This is a genomic window from Pengzhenrongella phosphoraccumulans, assembly GCF_045689905.1.
GTDB classification, from domain to species: domain Bacteria; phylum Actinomycetota; class Actinomycetes; order Actinomycetales; family Cellulomonadaceae; genus Pengzhenrongella; species Pengzhenrongella phosphoraccumulans.
This window is the reverse complement of record NZ_CP144210.1, coordinates 1,221,374-1,238,354: the sequence shown is the minus strand read 5'-3', so window position 1 is coordinate 1,238,354 and position 16,981 is coordinate 1,221,374. Positions and strand designations below refer to the sequence as shown.

Below are 16,981 nucleotides of genomic sequence, written 5' to 3'. Positions count from 1 at the left end.
CCGACGGCGCGCGCCGCGCTCGACGCGTGTGCGGCACGCGAACCGGGAGCACGCGAACCGTGAGAACTGGTCGCGGGTTCGCGGCCACCGACGACCACTTCTCCCGGTTCGACGCCGAGGGATGCGGGACCTCGGCCGCCGGGGCGCGCGCGTGAGCCGGCGGGTGCGGGACCGGAGCTGGCCGGCGGCGCCCGAGCGACTTCCGTTCGGGGTGGTCGACAACCACACCCACCTCGACTCGGCCGCCGAGCTGGCGGCGGGTGAGGACGCGCCCACGCTCGCGGCGCAGATCGAACGCGCCGCCGCGGTCGGGGTGACCCGGATGATCCAGATCGGGTGCGACCTGGAGGCGGCCCGCTGGACCGACCGGGTCGTGCGCGAGCATCCCGAGCTCCTCGGGGGCGTGGCGATCCACCCCAACGAGGCGACCCTGTTCGCCGGTGCGCGTGAGGTCGGCCCGGACGGGCTGACGCCCCAGGCGCGGCCTGAGCACGCCCGCGGGCTCGATGCGGCGATCAGGGAGATCGCCGACCTGGCCCGCGGCAACGACCGCATCCGGGTGATCTCGGAGACCGGGCTCGACCACTTCCGGTGCGGCCCGGACGGACGGGCCGCGCAGGTCACGGCGTTCCGGGCGCACCTGGCGCTCGCGAAGGAGCTCGGCCTGGCCCTGCAGATCCACGACCGGGACGCGCACGCCGAGGTCCTCGAGGTGCTCGCACGCGACGGCGCCCCCGAGCGGACGGTCTTCCACTGCTTCTCCGGCGACGCCGAGATGGCGCGGTTCTGCGCCGCGCAGGGCTGGTACCTCTCGTTCGCCGGGCCGATCACCATCCCGAACAACTCCGCGCTGCGGGACGCGCTGCGCGAGGTGCCGCTCACCCAGGTGCTCGTCGAGACGGACGCGCCCTACCTCACCCCGCACCCGTACCGGGGCCGGCCCAACGCGCCGTACCTCCTGCCGCTGACCGTCCAGACGGTCGCCGAGGTGCAGGGGATCGACCTCGAGACGGCCTGCCGGGCGCTGTCGGCGACCTCGGAGGACGTCTACGGGCCGTGGTGAGCCCACGCCGAGCCCGACCGGAGCCGACCAGTGCCCGACCAGAGCCGACGCCGACCGGGTGAAATCCGCTGCCCCGCAGTGCACAGGCGGGCGAGGGCTGGTTAACGGTCTTGGTCACAGATCGGTTACGGTCAGGCGCTGGCTCGTGCCACCGATGACGCCGCTAGACCTGAGCACTCCCGCGAAAAAAGACGAAGGGCGCATCCGCGTGCCGGACCGGAGCACGATCGAGGGGTCCGAGAGCGCGCCCATCGCGACCGGCAGCCCCTCCCGCGTGGCCCGGCTGCTCGCGTGGCGCCCCACCGAACGCGTCAGCCGCCTCGCCGCCCAGGGGCTCGTGCTCGCCCTGGTGACCGGGGGGACGAGCGCCTTCGCGGTCATGCACAAGTCCGTCTCCGTGGACGTGGACGGTGCCACGGTCTCGGTGACCGCCTTCGGCCGCACGGTCGACGACGTCCTCGCGGGCGCCGGGATCGACGTCGGCGAACGCGACCTGGTCGCACCCGGCCGCCGCGACGCGATCGCCGACGGTGGCGAGATCGTCGTCCGGCACGGGAAGCAGATCACGGTCGAGCTCGACGGCAAGAGCCGCACCTTGTGGACCACCGGGCTCACGGTCGCCGATGCGATGGGTGAGCTGGGCGTCCGCGGCAGCGAGGCGCGCGTCTCGGCCTCGCGGTCCGACGCCCTCGGGCGCGACGCCGTGCTGCGGGTCTCGACCCTCAAGACCCTGCACCTGGCGGTAGACGGCCAGGTCATCGACGGTGTGACGAGTGCGCCGACCGTCCGCGAGGCGCTGAAGGAGATCGGGCTGGTGCTCTCCGAGGGCGACCAGGTCTCGGTCCCGCTGGGCGCCACCGCGGTGGACGGTCTCATGATCCTGGTGACCCGCGCGGCGCAGAGCAGCGGCACGGCGAGCGAGGCGATGCCGTTCACCGAACGCGTCGTCGAGGACGCCAGCATCGCCGCCGGCACCCGGGCCGTGACGACCGCCGGTCGGGCCGGCGAACGCCAGGTCACCTTCGCGACCGGTTCGCTCGGTGGCGCCGAGGTGACCCGCACGATCGTGGCCGAGGTCGTGCTCCGCGCGCCCGTCGAGCAGGTGGTCACGGTCGGCACGATGGTCGTGGCTGACGCTCCGGTCGTGACCCCCGGCAGTGCCCAGGCCGTCGGCAAGGAGCTTGCGGCGGCCCGCGGCTGGGGCGACGACCAGTTCTCGTGCCTCGTCGAGCTGTGGAACCACGAGAGCCACTGGAACGTCTCGGCGGAGAACACCTCGAGCGGCGCCTACGGCATCCCGCAGGCCCTGCCGGGCTCCAAGATGGCCACCGTCGGCGCCGACTGGAAGACCAACCCGGCAACCCAGATCACCTGGGGCCTGAACTACATCGCTGGCCGCTACGGGACCCCGTGCGGGGCCTGGCAGTCGTTCTCGGCCAAGGGCTGGTACTGACCGAAGGCTTGGCAAAAAGGTCACAAATCGGTTACGGTGCCGTGTCGCACTGGTAGTCGAGCCCTGTTTACCCACAGAACTTGGCCGCTTGACACCTGGTTCGGAGCCCCAGCGCTCCTTGCCATGACGGCCGGATCGGGGATCCGGGACCAGCGGGCATGCCTCCCTCCAGGTGAGCCACGACGGCGCGTTGTCGCCTGAACGCTGTGCGCTCCATGCGGGCGTGACCCATCCCCCGTGCCCGGACAGCCCGACGACTGGATCCGCGTGCATCCCATCACCTCTGCCCTGTCCGCCCCCTTCCGCTCCCTTCGCAACGTGTTCTCCCGTTCCAACAGCTCCGTGAAGTCCCACGACTCCGGAGCCCCGAAGAGCCGCATCGGCCTCGGGATCACCGCCCTGGTCGCCACCTTCGCGATCGTGGCCGGCAGCACGGTCGCCTATGGCGCGGCCAACAAGACCATCACCCTCGACGTCGACGGCCACGTCACGCGCGTCACGACCTACGCCGGCTCGGTCGACGGGTTCCTGACGAAGAAGGGCATCGAGGTCGGCTCGCGCGACACCGTCGCGCCCGACACCGCCAGCGCGCTGAGCGACGGCTCCGAGATCGTCATCCGGCACGCCAAGCGGGTCACGGTCCAGGTCGACGGCGTCAAGACCGACGTGTGGACCACCGCGCTCAGCGCTGACGAGGCCCTCACGACCCTGGCGAGCCGTGGTGCCGACGTGCGCCTCGTGGCGAGTCGCTCCGCCGTCGGTGGACGTGCCGCGCTGCCGATCGAGCTCACGCTCGACGGACCGGTCGACGTCGCCGTGGACGGCAAGACCCTCACCGCTCCGGACGCCTCCCGCGGCCTGGACGCTGTCCTGAAGCAGCTCGGCATCACCCTCGGCGCCTTCGACCGCGTGTCGGTGCAGGGCTCGGCCGGCGGCACCGTGATGGTTGTCGTCAACCGGGTGGTCGTCACCGACGTCCCCGAGGCGCAGCCGATCGCGTTCAGCTCGGTCGAGCAGCCCGACGCCACCCGTTACGTCGGCCAGAAGGCCGTCACGACGGCCGGTGTCGCCGGTCAGCACACGATCGTCAACCGCATCACGACCGTCGACGGGGTCGAGACCAAGCGCGAGCTGATCTCGGACACCGTGGGGTCGCAGCCGGTCGGCGAGATCGTCAGCGTCGGCACCAAGCCGCGTCCGGTCGCCGCCCCGAAGGCTGCCGCCCCGGCGGCCAGCACGGGCGCCGCAGCCAACCCGAACGTCGGCGGCAGCGCTGACTCGCTCAACTGGGCCGCGCTCGCCGCGTGCGAATCGGGCGGTCGCCCGACCGCCGTCTCGGCGAGCGGTGCCTACCACGGGCTCTACCAGTTCTCGGTAGGGACCTGGGCCGCCATGGGCGGCTCCGGGCTGCCCTCGCAGGCCTCGGCCGACGAGCAGACGATGCGCGCCAAGATGCTCTACAACCGCTCGGGTGCCGGTCAGTGGCCGCACTGCGGCCCGCGGCTGTTCAGCTGAGCAATTCGTCGATCGCTCAGGGTGATGTCTGAATGACCGGTGACGTGGCCCTAGGCTCGTTGCCCATGACTGACATCCCTGGCGCCCTGCTGGGCCCGGCCGAGATCCGGGACCTGGCGGGGCGCCTGGGCCTGCGCCCGACCAAGACCCTCGGCCAGAACTTCGTGATCGACGGCGGCACCGTCCGCAAGATCGTGCGCTCGGCCCGCGTGTCGCCCGGCGAGCGCGTCGTCGAGGTCGGCCCCGGGCTCGGCTCGCTCACGCTCGGCCTGCTCGAGGCGGGTGCGTCGGTGCTGGCGATCGAGATCGATCCGCTGCTCGCGCGGGTGCTCCCCGACACCGTCGCGGCGCACCTGCCGGATGCCGTCGACCGGCTCGAGGTCGTGCTCGCCAACGCGCTGCATGTCACCGACCTGCCCGGCCCGCCGCCCACCGCGCTCGTCGCGAACCTGCCGTACAACGTCTCGGTGCCGGTGCTGCTCACATTCCTCGAGCGGTTCACCAGCCTCGAGCGGGTCGTCGTCATGGTCCAGGCCGAGGTGGCCGACCGGCTCGCCGCCCCGCCGGGCAGCAAGACCTACGGGGTCCCGTCCGCCAAGGCCGCGTGGTACGCCGCCGCCCGGCGCACGTCGACCGTGTCGCGCAGCGTGTTCTGGCCGGTGCCCAACGTGGACTCCGCCCTGGTGTCCCTCGAGCGCCGGGAGCCGCCGGTCACCACGGCGTCGCGCGCCGAGGTCTTCGCGGTGGTCGACGCCGCCTTCGCGCAGCGGCGCAAGATGCTGCGGTCTGCGTTGGCCGCGCTCGTCGGGTCACCTGAACGCGCCGTCCGGGTGCTCATCGACGCCGGCGTGGACCCGCAGGCCCGCGGCGAGCGGCTGGCGATCGAGGACTTCGCCCGGATCGCCCAGGCGATCGCTGCCTCCGAGCATGGCGGCCAGTCCGAGGACCGCCTGCCGGCGGACTCGGACGGCAACCCGCGCGCCGAACCTGGCACAGTGGAGGCGTGATTCCCGCCAGCCCACCCCGCGCCGACCGTGAGGTGCGTGTTCGTGCGCCCGGCAAGGTCAACCTGTCGCTGCGCGTCGGTACCCGCGAGTCCGACGGGTACCACCCCTTGGCGACGGTGTTCCAGGCGGTCTCGCTGTTCGAAGAGGTGATCGCGCGACCGGCCGACGGTCTCAGCGTCACGGTCTCGGGTCAGCACGCCGATCGGGTGCCGACCGACCTCACCAACCTCGCGCTGCTCGCAGCTCAGCTGCTCGCGGCGCACACGGGGACCGACGCCGGCGTCCACCTGCACCTGCACAAGGCCGTCCCGGTCGCGGGTGGGATGGCCGGCGGATCGGCCGACGCCGCCGCCGCGCTCATCGCCTGCGACGCGCTCTGGGGGACCGGGGTGCCGCGCGAGGAGCTCGTCGAGCTCGCCGCCCAGCTCGGCTCGGACGTGCCGTTCCCGCTGCTCGGCCACACCGCGATCGGTACCGGCCGCGGTCACCTGCTGGCCCCGGCGATGAGTCGGGGCGAGTACCACTGGGCCTTCGCCGTGCGCGAGGAGGGCCTGTCCACCGCGCGGGTCTTCGGGGTCTTCGACGAGCTCATCGCCGGCGCGACCCGGCTCGAGCCCGAGGCGGACCGCGCCCTCATGCAGGCGCTGCGGGCCGGCGACGCGCACGCGCTCGGCCGCGCGCTGCACAACGACCTGCAGCACGCCGCCCTCGAGCTCGCCCCGTCCCTTGCGGAGCCCCTCGCGGTCGCCGAGGACGCCGGCGCGCTCGGCGTCCTCGTCTCCGGCTCCGGGCCGACGGTCGCGGCGCTCGCCCGCAGCCGTCAGCACGCGCTCGTGATCGCTGCCGCCATCACGGCCGCGGGCGTCGCCGACGAGGTGATGACCGCCGTCGGGCCCGTCCCCGGTGCCCGCGTGATCCAGACCACCCGCACGAACGCCGCCGTCAGCGGGGCCGACGACTCCGACTGACGGCCCCGGCCGACCCCCGCACCTTCCTTCGACGAAATGATCTTGATGGCCCACCTGCTCGGAGCGGACTCGATCTCGCTCACCCTCGGCACCCGCACGCTGTTCGACGACGTGAGCCTCGGCATCGACGACGGCGACCGGATCGGCGTCGTCGGCCCCAACGGCGCCGGCAAGTCGACCCTGCTGCGCATGCTCGCCGCGCGCAGCGAGCCCGACGCCGGCCGCATCACCCGCGTGGGCGGCACCGACGTCGCGCTGCTCGACCAGCGGGACGAGCTGCCCGCGGGCATGTCGATCCGCGAGCTCGTGCACGGTCGGGCGGCCGAGCACACCTGGGCCTCCGACCCGCGCGTGCGGTCCGTGCACGCGGGGCTGCTGGCCGACCTCGACCTCGAGTCCGACGTCGCGACCCTCTCGGGCGGCCAGCGTCGCCGCGTGGCGCTCGCCGCGCTGCTGGTCGGGGACCACGACATCATCGCGCTCGACGAGCCGACCAACCACCTCGACGTCGAGGGCGTGGCGTGGCTGGCCGAGCACCTCGCCGACCGGTTCGGCCGTGGTTCGCAGGGCAAGGGCGCGCTCATCGTCGTCACCCACGACCGGTGGTTCCTCGACGCGGTGTGCACCCGCATGTGGGAGGTCACCGGGAGCGTCGGCAAGGGCGAGGTCGCGCAGTACGAGGGTGGCTACGCCGCGTACGTCCTGGCGCGCGCCGAGCGGGCGCGGTCCGCCGCGTCGAGCGCGGACAAGCGCAACAACCTGCTCCGCAAGGAGCTCGCGTGGCTGCACCGCGGTGCGCGGGCGCGGTCCACCAAGCCCAAGTTCCGCATGGATGCCGCCTTCGAGCTGATCGCGGACGAGCCGCCGCCGCGGGACCAGCTCGAGCTCACCCGCATGGCCACCACGCGCCTGGGCAAGGACGTGCTCGACGTCGAGGGCGTCACGCTGACCTTCCCGAACAAGACCCCGGGCGGCGCGCCGCGCGTGCTGTTCGACGACCTCACCTGGCGGCTCGGTCCGGGCGACCGGTTCGGCCTGGTCGGGGTGAACGGGTCGGGCAAGACCTCGTTGCTGCGGCTGCTCGCGGGCAAGCTGACCGCCACGAAGGGCCGGGTCAAGCGCGGCAAGACCATCCAGGTCGCCGAGCTCACCCAGGACGTCGAGGACCTCGACGAGGTGGGCGGCCTGACGGTGGTCGAGGTGATCGAGAGCGAGAAGCGGGTCGTGTCGGTCGGCGGCAAGGAGGTCACCGCGTCCCAGCTCGTCGAACGCCTCGGCTTCTCGACCGAACGCGCCCGCACCCTCGTGCGCGAGCTCTCGGGTGGGGAACGACGCCGGCTGCAGCTGCTGCGGCTGCTCGTGGGGGAGCCGAACGTGCTGCTGCTCGACGAGCCCACCAACGACCTCGACACCGACACGCTGGCCGCGCTCGAGGACCTCCTCGACGGCTGGCCGGGCACGCTGATCGTGGTCTCGCACGACCGCTACCTGCTCGAACGCGTCTGCGACCGGCAGTACGCGCTCATGGGCGACGGCACGATCCGGGACCTGCCGGGCGGCGTCGAGCAGTACCTCGAGCTGCGCCACGCGGCCGAGCTGGCCGCGGAGTCCGCGCCCAGCGGCCGCGACGAGCCGTCGAACCTCGTGGTGGACGACGACGCCGCGCCGACCGCTGCCGAGTCGCGCGCCACCCGCAAGGAGATCGCCCGGATCGACCGCCGGCTCGCGAAGATCGCCCAGCTGGTCAAGGCGCTGCACACCAAGCTCGCGGCGCAGTCCACCGACCACCTCGCCGTCGCCGCGCTCGATGCCGAGCTCAAGGCCCTGGCCGCCGAGCGCGCCGAGCTCGAGGACCAGTGGCTGGAGCTGTCCGAGTCCGCGTGAGCACCCGAGCCCACGAGAGCGTCCCGGCGACGACGGCCGCCGGTGACCGGGCGATCGCCAGGTGGGTCCTGCCGGCGGTCGCCGTGGTGGCGCTGGCGACGCGCCTCGGTCCCGTGCTCGGGGCGGGCGCGCTGCGCGGGGTGCAGGGCTACGACGACGGCGTTCATCTCGCGGTCGCCGAGCGGCTGCTCGCCGGGATCGCGCCCTATCGCGACGAGGTCTTCCTGCACACGCCGGGGATCGCTGTCCTGCTGACGCCGTTCGCCGCCCTGGCCGGCCCGTTCGGCGATGCGTGGGCGCTCGCCGCGGCCCGGGTGGTCTTCATGGTCCTCGGCGCGGTGAACGCGGTGCTCGTGGCCCGGATCCTCGCGCCGCGCGGTGTGCTGGCCGCCGCCGTCGGAGGCGGGACCTATGCGCTGTGGGGCGCGGCCGTGGCCGCCGAGCACACCGTCTACCTCGAGGCACCGATCGGGCTCGGGCTGCTCGTCGCCCTCGCCGCGCTCCGGCGGGCCGGGCCCGGGTCCACCGCGCGGTCGCCGGTCGTGTCCCGAGCCGTGGCGCTCTCGGGCCTGGTGATCGGCCTCGCCTTCACGGTCAAGATCTGGGTCGTGATCGACGCCGTCGTGCTCGGCGCCATGGTGCTGTCCCGGTGGGGTCCGCGGACGGCGGCGCGCTGGTGCGCCTGGGGTCTGCTCGGCGCGGCGCCCCTCCTCCCGTTCGTCTGGCTCGCGCCCGGCCGGTTCTGGTACGACGTCGTTGTCGTCCAGATGACCCGGCCCGACCAGGACAAGTCCCTCGCGGGTCGGGTCGCGGCGCTCGACCCGACGCGCTACCTGCACGGCACCCTGTCGGCCGCTCCGGCAGTGGTCGTCGCTGTGCTGCTCGTGGCCGCCGTGCTCGGCCCGCTGGCCGTGGCGCTCCACCGGCGGCTTCGCCCCGCGCAGTGGTCGGACCCGGTGTGGTGGGGCCTGCTCGCCGCGGCCCAGCTCGTCACGCTGGCCCGGGCACCGAGCTTCTACATCCACTACGCGGCGTTCGTCGCGCCCGCGCTGAGCCTCCTGATCGGCGCGGGGGCCGGCCTGCTGGCCGCGCGGGCGCGCGCCCGGGGCGGCGCGTCGGCGCGGGCGCGGCTGGGCGTCCTCACCGTGGCCGCGGTCGCGGCGGGTCTCGTCCTCGTGGCAGCGCGCCCGCCCCTGACCGTGGCGGGCCGGGTGGACGGCGCCGTGCTGGCCGACTTCGGCAAGCGACACACCTGCGTGTGGGCCCGCAACCCGTCGTACCTCCAGCTGGCCGGCGTCGCCTCGCGGCAGCTCGACGCGGGCTGCCCGGCGACCCTCGATCTCGTCGGGACCCGGTTCGTGCTCGACCGCGGCGGCGTCGTGCCCGGTACCCGGGCCACCACGATCGACGATCTCGTGCTCGAGCAGCTGGTCGGCAGCGACGGCGCGATCGTCGGTCCGGTCGGTCTCATGCAGGGCGTCGAGCCGCGGGCCACGCGGTACCTGCGCACGCACTTCGACCACGTCGGCGACACCGGCCTGCTCGAGCTGTGGTCGAGGTCCGAGTAGCTCGAACCTCAGAGTGCGTCGAACGGCGCGACGACGTCGTGCAACAGCTGTGCCAGGAGCGCGCGATCGGACGCCGTCAGGCCGGCGAGCAGCCCGCGCTCGACGGCGAGCAGCTCGGACATCGCCGCATCCACCTGGGTCCGGCCGCGCTCGGTGAGCTGCACGAGCACGCCCCGCCGGTCGCCCGGCGACGGCAGGCGTTGGACCAGGCCGTGCTCGGCGAGCCGGTCGATCCGGTTCGTCATCGTCCCGGAGGTCACCAGCGTCTGGGTGAGCAGGGCGCCGGGGGACAGCCGGTAGGGGGCGCCCGAGCGCCGGAGCGCGGAGAGCACGTCGAACTCCCACGGCTCCAGGTCGTGCTGGGCGAACGAACCGCGCCGCAGCAGGTCCAGGTGCCGGGCCAGCCGGGTCACGCGCGACAGGACCGTCAGAGGTTCGATGTCCAGGTCAGGGCGCTCGCGCTGCCACGCCGCGACGATCCGGTCGACCTCGTCCTCGTCCCGCGGGAGCTGGACGTCCGGGGCCGCTGTCATGTTTGGCAGGTTACTCGACGTCGAGATATTTTGCGCGGAGACCGCCCGGCGACAGTCGTGCGGCGGTCTCCAGGACGTCAGGGCGTGGTGGCCGGCGCGGCGGGCGTCCGCCGCCCGAGCGTGGGCTTGCGTTCCAGGCCGCTCAGCCCGTTCCAGGCGAGGTTCACCAGGTGCGCGGCCACGTCGGTCTTCGCGGGGCTGCGGGTGTCGAGCCAGTGCTGACCGGTGAGGGCCACCATGCCCACGAGCATCCGCGCGTAGATCGGTGCGGTCTTCGGGTCGAGGTTCTGCCGCTTGAACTGTTCACCCAGGAGGTGCTCGACCTGCGTCGCGACGTCGCCGATGAGGCTCGAGAACGTGCCAGTCGCCTGCGCGACCGGCGAGTCGCGCACCAGGATCCGGAACCCGTCGGTGTTGGACTCGATGTAGGTCAGCAGGGCCAGTGCCGTGCGTTCGAGCACCGCCTTGGGGTGTCCGCCGAGCTCGAGCGCATCGGTCAGCGCACCGGTGAGCATCTCGATCTCGCGGTCGACGACGACCGCGTAGATGCCCTCCTTGCCGCCGAAGTGCTCGTAGACGACGGGCTTGGAGACCGAGGCGCGCACGGCGATCTCTTCGACGCTCGTGCCCTCGAACCCCTTCTCCGCGAACAGCTTGCGGGAGACGGCGAGAAGCTGCTCCCGACGCTCCTTGCCCGTCATCCGAGCCCGGGGGGGTCGCTTGCTCTCGGAGGCCACGGGTCCATCATGCCGTGTCCGGGCTGGCAGACTGTGGGCTCGGCTGCGTTCGGCGTGGTCGATCCGCCTTGGTGTAACGGCAGCACGCAGGCCTTTGGAGCCTTGCAGTCCAGGTTCGAATCCTGGGGGCGGAGCGCAGCGTGGGCGTACGGACCGGGGGACAGCCGTGCGGCGGTAGAGTGACGCAGCGACATATCCGCGCCCCCCGGGGAACATTCCGGGCAGATTCGCTGGGAGTCCTTCAGTCGTGACCACCCCTTGCCCCGCAGCCGTCATCGTCCTCGCCGCCGGCGAGGGAACGCGGATGCGGTCCGCCGTTCCGAAAGTCCTGCACACCCTGGCTGGGCGGTCCATGCTCGGCCACGCGCTCGCCGCGGCCCGTGAGCTCGAGCCGCAGCGCATCGTCGTCGTCGTGCGCCACGGCCGAGACCTCGTGGCCGAGCACGTCCGCACCCTCGAACCGGACGCGCTCGTCGCCGATCAGGACGACATCCCCGGCACCGGCCGCGCCGTCCAGTGCGGCCTGTCGATGCTCGACGCCGCCGCGCATGCCGACCTCGCCCGCGTCGAGACCCCGGCGGAGCCCGCGGCCGCCGTCGTCGAGGGCGCCGTCGTCGTCATCGCGGGTGACGTCCCCCTGCTCGACGGTGCGACGCTGGCCGAGCTCCTCTCGGCCCACGCCGCCGACGGCAACGCGATCACCGTCCTGACCACCGAGGTCGCCGATCCGACCGGCTACGGCCGGATCGTGCGCGAGGCCGGCACGGGCGACGTCCTGGCCATCGTCGAGCAGAAGGACGCGACCGACGCCCAGCGCGCCATCACGGAGATCAACTCCTCGGTCTACGTGTTCGACGCCGCCGCGCTGCGCTCCGCGCTCGGCCGTCTCGGCCGCGACAACGCGCAGGGCGAGGTCTACCTGACCGACGTGCTCGCGATCACCCACGCCGACGGCGGCGCGGTGCGCGCGGTGCGCACCGACGACCCGATCCAGGTCGAGGGCGTGAACGACCGCACCCAGCTCGCGACGCTCCGCGCCGAGCTCAACCGGCGCATCCTCGAGGACTGGATGCTTGCCGGCGTCACGATCGTCGACCCGGCCACGACCTGGATCGATGTCGACGTCGACCTGGCGCGCGACGTCACGCTCCTGCCCGGCACCCAGCTCTTCGGCACGACGACGATCGCGACCGGCGCCGTCGTCGGCCCGGACACGACCCTCACGGACGTCCAGATCGGCGAGCGGGCGACCGTGGTCCGCACCCACGGCTCGAGCGCCGTGATCGGCGCCGACTCGACCGTCGGCCCCTTCTCCTACCTGCGGCCCGGGACGGTGCTCGGGGCGCACGGCAAGATCGGGACGTTCGTCGAGACGAAGAACGCCACGATCGGCGCCGGGTCCAAGGTCCCGCACCTGACCTACGTCGGGGACGCGACGATCGGCGAGGAGACGAACATCGGCGCCTCGAGCGTCTTCGTCAACTACGACGGCGTCAACAAGCACCACACCACGATCGGTTCGTACGCCCGCACGGGTTCGGACAACATGTTCGTCGCCCCGGTCACGGTCGGCGACGGTGCGTACACCGGTGCCGGCTCGGTCATCCGACGCAACGTCCCGCCGGGCGCCCTCGCGGTCAACAGCGGCGCGCAGCGCAACATCGAAGGCTGGGTGCTGCGGAGCAGGTCGGGCACGCCCGCCGCCGCCGCCGCCGCCCGTGCGCTCGCCGACCGTGGCGGCGACGACTCGCTCTCGCCCCAGGCCCGTGACGAGCGCGAGCGCGCCGGCCACGCCGCCCAGGCCACCCGACCGACCCCACCGCCGACGTTGCCTCAACCAGCGCGCACTCAGCCGACCGCGCCCGCCTCGACCAAAGAGGACCTCCTGTGATGACCGGGATCACCGCTCACGAGCACGAGAAGCGCCTGGTTCTCGTGTCGGGACGGGCACACCCCGAGCTGGCGGCCGCCGTGTCGCTGCAGCTCGGCAGCGAGCTGGTGCCCACGACCGCCTACGACTTCGCCAACGGTGAGATCTACGTCCGCTTCGGCGAGTCCGTGCGCGGATCCGACGCGTTCTGCCTGCAGAGCCATGCGGCGCCGATCAACGTCTGGATCATGGAGCAGCTGATCATGGTTGATGCGCTCAAGCGCGCGTCTGCCAAGACCATCACCGTGATCGTGCCGTTCTACGGCTACGCGCGGCAGGACAAGAAGCACCGCGGTCGCGAGCCGATCTCGGCGCGCCTGATGGCCGACCTGTTCAAGACCGCCGGCGCCGACCGGCTCATGAGCGTCGACCTGCACACGTCGCAGATCCAGGGATTCTTCGACGGCCCCGTCGACCACCTCATGGCGCTGCCGCTGCTCGCCAACTACGTGCGCAGCAGGGTCGACTCGAGCAAGCTCACGGTCGTCTCGCCCGACGCCGGCCGCGTGCGGCTCGCCGACCAGTGGGCGGACCGCCTCGGCTGCCCGCTCGCGATCATCCACAAGCGCCGGGACCCGTCCGTCCCGAACCAGACGAAGGTCCACGAGCTCGTCGGCCAGGTCAAGGGACGCACCTGCGTCATCGTGGACGACATGATCGACACGGCCGGGACCATCGTCCAGGCCGCCGACGCGCTGTTCGACAACGGGGCGGGCGAGGTCATCGTGGCCTCGACGCACGCCGTGCTCTCCGGCCCCGCCGTGGACCGGCTGAAGAACTCGCGGATCTCCGAGGTCGTCGTCTCCGACACGCTCCCGATCCCCGACGAGCACCGGTTCCCGAAGCTCACCGTGCTGTCCATCGCCCCGCTGATCGCCCGCGCGATCCGCGAGGTGTTCGACGACGGCTCGGTCACCTCGCTCTTCGACGGTCAGTCCTGAACCACTGCGCCTGATCCATCCCGCCGGGGTCCACACGAGCGATCGCGGCAAACGGCGGCTGATTTTTTGCTGATGTTCCGTCCCGGCCCTCTCGCCAGGTAGACTCCACAGGTTGCCTCGGCGAGGGAGGTCGATCGGTCAGGTCCGCCTGACTGGCTCGGCCCCGTGATCGACAAGGCGGTCGCCTCCGCGTGCCCGTCCTGCGCCCCGCGTCGAGGCCATCCCGCTTTCGCAGCAGCCACGCATCTGAACAGCCAAGCAAGCACCCGAGTTTCACGAACATCGTCTTCTGGGAGTCACCATGTCCGAGATCAAGCTCAGCGCAGTTGCCCGCACCGACTTCGGCAAGGGTGCGGCCCGCCGCACCCGCCGCGCCGGCCTGATCCCCGCGGTGCTCTACGGGCACGGCGAGCAGCCGCTGCACGTGTCCCTCCCGGGCCACCTGACGATGCTCGCGCTCAAGCGCACCAACGCACTGTTCTCGATCGACTTCGAGGGCAAGGCCCACCTGGCCATCGCCAAGGACATCCAGCGCGACCCGGTCAAGGACGTCATCGAGCACATCGACCTGCTCATCGTCGCGAAGGGCGAGAAGGTCTCCGTCGAGGTCCCCGTCAAGATCGTCGGCGAGGCGTTCCCGGGCACCATCCACTTCGTCGAGATGCAGCGCATCGCGGTCGAGGCCGACGCCACCAACCTCCCCAGCGCGATCGAGGTGTCGATCGCAGGGCTCGAGGCCGGCACGCAGATCCGCGTGGGCGACCTCGTCCTCCCGGAGGGCACCACGCTCGCCGAGGCTGCCGAGGGCATCGTCGTCACGATCGCCGTCCCGCAGAGCTCGGCCGCTGACGAGGCTGCCGACGCGGAGATCGCCGCCGTCCAGGCTGCCGCCTCCGCCGCTGCTGCTGAGGCTGCCGCTCCGGCCGTCTGATCCTCTCGAACTGCGGCGCCCGGTACCGTCACTCACGGTGCCGGGCGTTGTTGTGCCTGCGGCCCGCTCCGCGGTGACGGCACCTTCAGCAACGGCACGTCCCACGAACGCACTGGATGAAAGGTCGCGCGATGACTGACGGGCTCTGGCTCGTGGTCGGCCTCGGCAACCCTGGACCTGACTATGCGGGCAACCGGCACAACGTCGGGCAGATGGTGCTCGACGAGCTCGCGCGACGGGCGGGTGCGACGTTCTCGGCACGCGCCGTGGGTGGGGCCCGCGCCGCGACCGCCGAGGCACGCCTGGGGGTGCTCGCCGGGGGCGCACCCGGACCCAGGGTCGTGCTGGCCAAGCCGTCGTCGTACATGAACGTCTCCGGCGGACCGGTCGCGGGGCTCGCGCAGTACTTCCGGGTCGAGCCGGACCACGTCGTCGTCGTGCACGACGAGATCGACCTCCCGTTCGCCGAGCTCCGGCTCAAGATCGGCGGGGGCGAGGGAGGCCACAACGGGCTGCGGGACATCACGAAGGCGCTGGGCACCCGAGACTACGTCCGCGTGCGCGTCGGGGTGGGGCGCCCGCCGGGCCGCATGGAGGCCGCGGACTACGTGCTGAAGGACTTCGCCCCGGCCGAGCGCAAGGACCTGCCCTGGTTGGTCGACGCCGCGGCAGATGCCGCCGAGCTCGTCGTGGTCGACGGGCTCGACAAGGCGCAGCTCGTCGTCCACACGAAGTCCCCCTGAGGCGTCCGGGCCGCCTGTTTGCCAGGAGTTCGTCCAACTGACGACGCCATTGACCCGGCTGTGTCAACATTCAGCCGCTAGCGGGTGAAATCGGTCATCCCGGTTCGTAACGGCACAGAGTCCCCCTTAACGTTGTCTCGAACGAGACACATCTTCGATGGGACTTCCATGACGCTGCTTGATGACCGCGCGTACGTCAGTGATCCCGGCGCAGCGGACCGCCGTCGTTCCGCCTCCGGCTCGCACCTCTCCTGGGCCTCGGCCCAACCGTTCGTGGCCCATCCGCGCTCCCTTGTCCTGTCGGAGACCACGGGGGCGCGGTGGAGCGATCTGGCGCGTCGGTACGCGTGGTCGGCGCTGGGTATGGATGCGGTCGTCGGGATCGGGATCGGGGCCGTCGGGCTGACGATGGCGGCGGCGACGAGATTTCACGCGGTCGACATCACCTGGGGCGTCGGGGTCCTGGTCACCTTCCTCGCCTCGATCGCCATCGCCCGCGGCTACGACCGCCGGGTGCTCGGGGACGGCCCGGCAGAGTTCCAGGCGGTGCTGCGGGCCGGTGGGCTAGCCACCGCACTCATCGCGCTGTTCGCGGTCATCCTCGAGCTGGACGTCCCTCGCCTCATCGTCGGCTCCCAGCTCGTCCTCATGGTGTTCGGGGCGTTCGTCGGTCGGCACGTGCTCCGACGGTCGCTGCACCGCCGCCGGAGCGCCGGCCAGGCCATGTCGCGCACCCTCGTCGTCGGCGACCCCGGATCGGTCGAGCGCGTCGTGCGGGACCTTCGCGCCGCGCCGCACCATGGCTACCAGGTCATCGGCATGTGCCTGCCGGCGGTGACGGACGAGGCCCCGCAGATCGGGGTGCGGGCTCTCGGCGCCCTGGCCGACATCCCGCAGGTCGCCTACGACCACGCTGCCGAGGTCGTGATCGTCGCCGGGGGTGAGCTGTCCGGCGAGCCGCTGCGGCGCCTGTCGTGGGCGCTCGGCCGCGTCGGCGCCCAGCTCGTGGTCGCGCCGGGGCTGGTCGAGGTCCTCGGGCCTCGCGTCTCGTTGCGGCCGACGGCGGGGCTGTCGCTGCTCGAGGTCGAGACCGCGTCGCCGCGCCGCCGGATGGTGGCCAAGTCGATCCTCGACCGGACCCTCGGCGGGCTCATGCTGCTGGCGGCGACGCCCCTGATCGCCGGCGCGGCCCTCGCGGTCCGCCTGACGAGCCCCGGTCCGGCGTTCTTCAAGCAGCAGCGCGTCGGCATCGACGGCCAGGAGTTCACGATGTGGAAGCTCCGGAGCATGTACGTCGATGCCGAGGCGCGCCGCACCGAGCTGCTCGATCACAACGACCGCGACGGGCTCATGTTCAAGATGCTGGACGACCCGAGGATCACCCGCGTGGGCAAGATGCTGCGCCGGTACTCGATCGACGAGCTCCCGCAGCTGCTCAACGTGGTCACCGGCGACATGTCGCTGGTCGGGCCGCGCCCACCGCTGCCGGAGGAGGTCGACGGCTACCGCGACCGCGTCATGCGCCGCCTGCACGTGCGGCCGGGACTGACGGGGCTGTGGCAGGTGAGCGGGCGCGCCTCGCTCAGCTGGGAGGAGTCCATCCACCTGGACCTGCGCTACGTCGACAACTGGTCGATCACGATGGACCTGATGATCCTGTGGAAGACCGGGCGCGCTGTTCTGGGCGGTTCCGGGGCCTACTGAGTTG

General features: G+C 72.3%; 14 protein-coding genes and 1 tRNA gene. 13 read left to right on the top strand and 2 right to left on the bottom strand.

The features are described from left to right. Positions 1 to 151: 151 nt before the first annotated feature. From VTA80_RS05735 to VTA80_RS05705, 7 genes are all read left to right on the top strand, one after another. A complete protein-coding gene (locus tag VTA80_RS05735) occupies positions 152 to 1,063 on the top strand; it encodes a TatD family hydrolase (RefSeq protein WP_407344435.1) in 912 nt (303 codons plus the stop codon). 154 nt (positions 1,064 to 1,217) lie between these two features. Next, on the top strand, positions 1,218 to 2,516 hold the full coding sequence (locus VTA80_RS05730; protein ID WP_407344434.1) for a ubiquitin-like domain-containing protein: 1,299 nt from the start codon (positions 1,218 to 1,220) through the stop codon (positions 2,514 to 2,516). Between the two features lie 237 nt (positions 2,517 to 2,753). Beyond that, positions 2,754 to 4,031: a transglycosylase family protein gene (locus tag VTA80_RS05725; protein WP_407344433.1), complete on the top strand. Its 1,278-nt coding sequence runs from the start codon at positions 2,754 to 2,756 to the stop codon at positions 4,029 to 4,031. A 65-nt stretch (positions 4,032 to 4,096) separates the two neighbouring features. After that, positions 4,097 to 5,038, top strand: a complete 942-nt coding sequence (gene rsmA, locus VTA80_RS05720) for a 16S rRNA (adenine(1518)-N(6)/adenine(1519)-N(6))-dimethyltransferase RsmA (protein ID WP_407344432.1) — start codon at positions 4,097 to 4,099, stop codon at positions 5,036 to 5,038. Next, on the top strand, positions 5,035 to 6,006 hold the full coding sequence (locus VTA80_RS05715) for a 4-(cytidine 5'-diphospho)-2-C-methyl-D-erythritol kinase (RefSeq protein WP_407344431.1): 972 nt from the start codon (positions 5,035 to 5,037) through the stop codon (positions 6,004 to 6,006). Before rsmA ends, VTA80_RS05715 begins: the two co-directional genes overlap by 4 nt. A gap of 45 nt (positions 6,007 to 6,051) precedes the next feature. Next, positions 6,052 to 7,890, top strand: a complete 1,839-nt coding sequence (locus VTA80_RS05710; protein WP_407344430.1) for an ABC-F family ATP-binding cassette domain-containing protein — start codon at positions 6,052 to 6,054, stop codon at positions 7,888 to 7,890. After that, entirely contained in the window at positions 7,887 to 9,458 is a 1,572-nt protein-coding gene (locus VTA80_RS05705; RefSeq protein ID WP_407344429.1) for a hypothetical protein, read from the top strand. The genes VTA80_RS05710 and VTA80_RS05705 overlap by 4 nt, the downstream gene beginning before the upstream one ends. Positions 9,459 to 9,466: 8 nt before the next feature. Here VTA80_RS05705 and VTA80_RS05700 read toward each other — a convergent pair whose 3' ends face one another. Both VTA80_RS05700 and VTA80_RS05695 read right to left on the bottom strand, forming a co-directional pair. Further along, entirely contained in the window at positions 9,467 to 9,991 is a 525-nt protein-coding gene (locus VTA80_RS05700) for a MarR family winged helix-turn-helix transcriptional regulator (RefSeq protein ID WP_407344428.1), read from the bottom strand. Between the two features lie 77 nt (positions 9,992 to 10,068). Beyond that, entirely contained in the window at positions 10,069 to 10,692 is a 624-nt protein-coding gene (locus VTA80_RS05695) for a TetR/AcrR family transcriptional regulator (protein WP_407345703.1), read from the bottom strand. 98 nt (positions 10,693 to 10,790) lie between these two features. On the opposite strand from VTA80_RS05695, the gene VTA80_RS05690 reads away from it, so the two are divergent. From VTA80_RS05690 to VTA80_RS05665, 6 genes are all read left to right on the top strand, one after another. Then, positions 10,791 to 10,862: transfer RNA gene (locus VTA80_RS05690), tRNA-Gln, on the top strand. 113 nt (positions 10,863 to 10,975) lie between these two features. Further along, positions 10,976 to 12,619, top strand: a complete 1,644-nt coding sequence (gene glmU / locus VTA80_RS05685; protein WP_407344427.1) for a bifunctional UDP-N-acetylglucosamine diphosphorylase/glucosamine-1-phosphate N-acetyltransferase GlmU — start codon at positions 10,976 to 10,978, stop codon at positions 12,617 to 12,619. Next, positions 12,619 to 13,599: a ribose-phosphate diphosphokinase gene (locus VTA80_RS05680; RefSeq protein ID WP_407344426.1), complete on the top strand. Its 981-nt coding sequence runs from the start codon at positions 12,619 to 12,621 to the stop codon at positions 13,597 to 13,599. Before glmU ends, VTA80_RS05680 begins: the two co-directional genes overlap by 1 nt. A 301-nt stretch (positions 13,600 to 13,900) precedes the next feature. Then, positions 13,901 to 14,530, top strand: a complete 630-nt coding sequence (locus VTA80_RS05675; protein WP_407344425.1) for a 50S ribosomal protein L25/general stress protein Ctc — start codon at positions 13,901 to 13,903, stop codon at positions 14,528 to 14,530. 131 nt (positions 14,531 to 14,661) lie between these two features. Then, on the top strand, positions 14,662 to 15,273 hold the full coding sequence (gene pth, locus VTA80_RS05670) for an aminoacyl-tRNA hydrolase (RefSeq protein WP_407344424.1): 612 nt from the start codon (positions 14,662 to 14,664) through the stop codon (positions 15,271 to 15,273). 168 nt (positions 15,274 to 15,441) lie between these two features. Next, a complete protein-coding gene (locus VTA80_RS05665; protein ID WP_407344423.1) occupies positions 15,442 to 16,977 on the top strand; it encodes a sugar transferase in 1,536 nt (511 codons plus the stop codon). Positions 16,978 to 16,981 lie beyond the last annotated feature (4 nt).

What these genes read in the sequence shown, in the direction of transcription:
- VTA80_RS05695 (WP_407345703.1), bottom strand. Translation starts at nt 10,692, where the DNA reads ATGACGGGCAAGGAGCGTCGGGAGCAGCTTCTCGCCGTCTCCCGCAAG.
- VTA80_RS05730 (WP_407344434.1), top strand. Translation starts at nt 1,218, where the DNA reads ATGACGCCGCTAGACCTGAGCACTCCCGCGAAAAAAGACGAAGGGCGC.
- rsmA (WP_407344432.1), top strand. Translation starts at nt 4,097, where the DNA reads ATGACTGACATCCCTGGCGCCCTGCTGGGCCCGGCCGAGATCCGGGAC.
- VTA80_RS05710 (WP_407344430.1), top strand. Translation starts at nt 6,052, where the DNA reads ATGGCCCACCTGCTCGGAGCGGACTCGATCTCGCTCACCCTCGGCACC.
- pth (WP_407344424.1), top strand. Translation starts at nt 14,662, where the DNA reads ATGACTGACGGGCTCTGGCTCGTGGTCGGCCTCGGCAACCCTGGACCT.
- VTA80_RS05665 (WP_407344423.1), top strand. Translation starts at nt 15,442, where the DNA reads ATGACGCTGCTTGATGACCGCGCGTACGTCAGTGATCCCGGCGCAGCG.
- VTA80_RS05680 (WP_407344426.1), top strand. Translation starts at nt 12,619, where the DNA reads ATGACCGGGATCACCGCTCACGAGCACGAGAAGCGCCTGGTTCTCGTG.
- VTA80_RS05700 (WP_407344428.1), bottom strand. Translation starts at nt 9,991, where the DNA reads ATGACAGCGGCCCCGGACGTCCAGCTCCCGCGGGACGAGGACGAGGTC.
- VTA80_RS05675 (WP_407344425.1), top strand. Translation starts at nt 13,901, where the DNA reads ATGTCCGAGATCAAGCTCAGCGCAGTTGCCCGCACCGACTTCGGCAAG.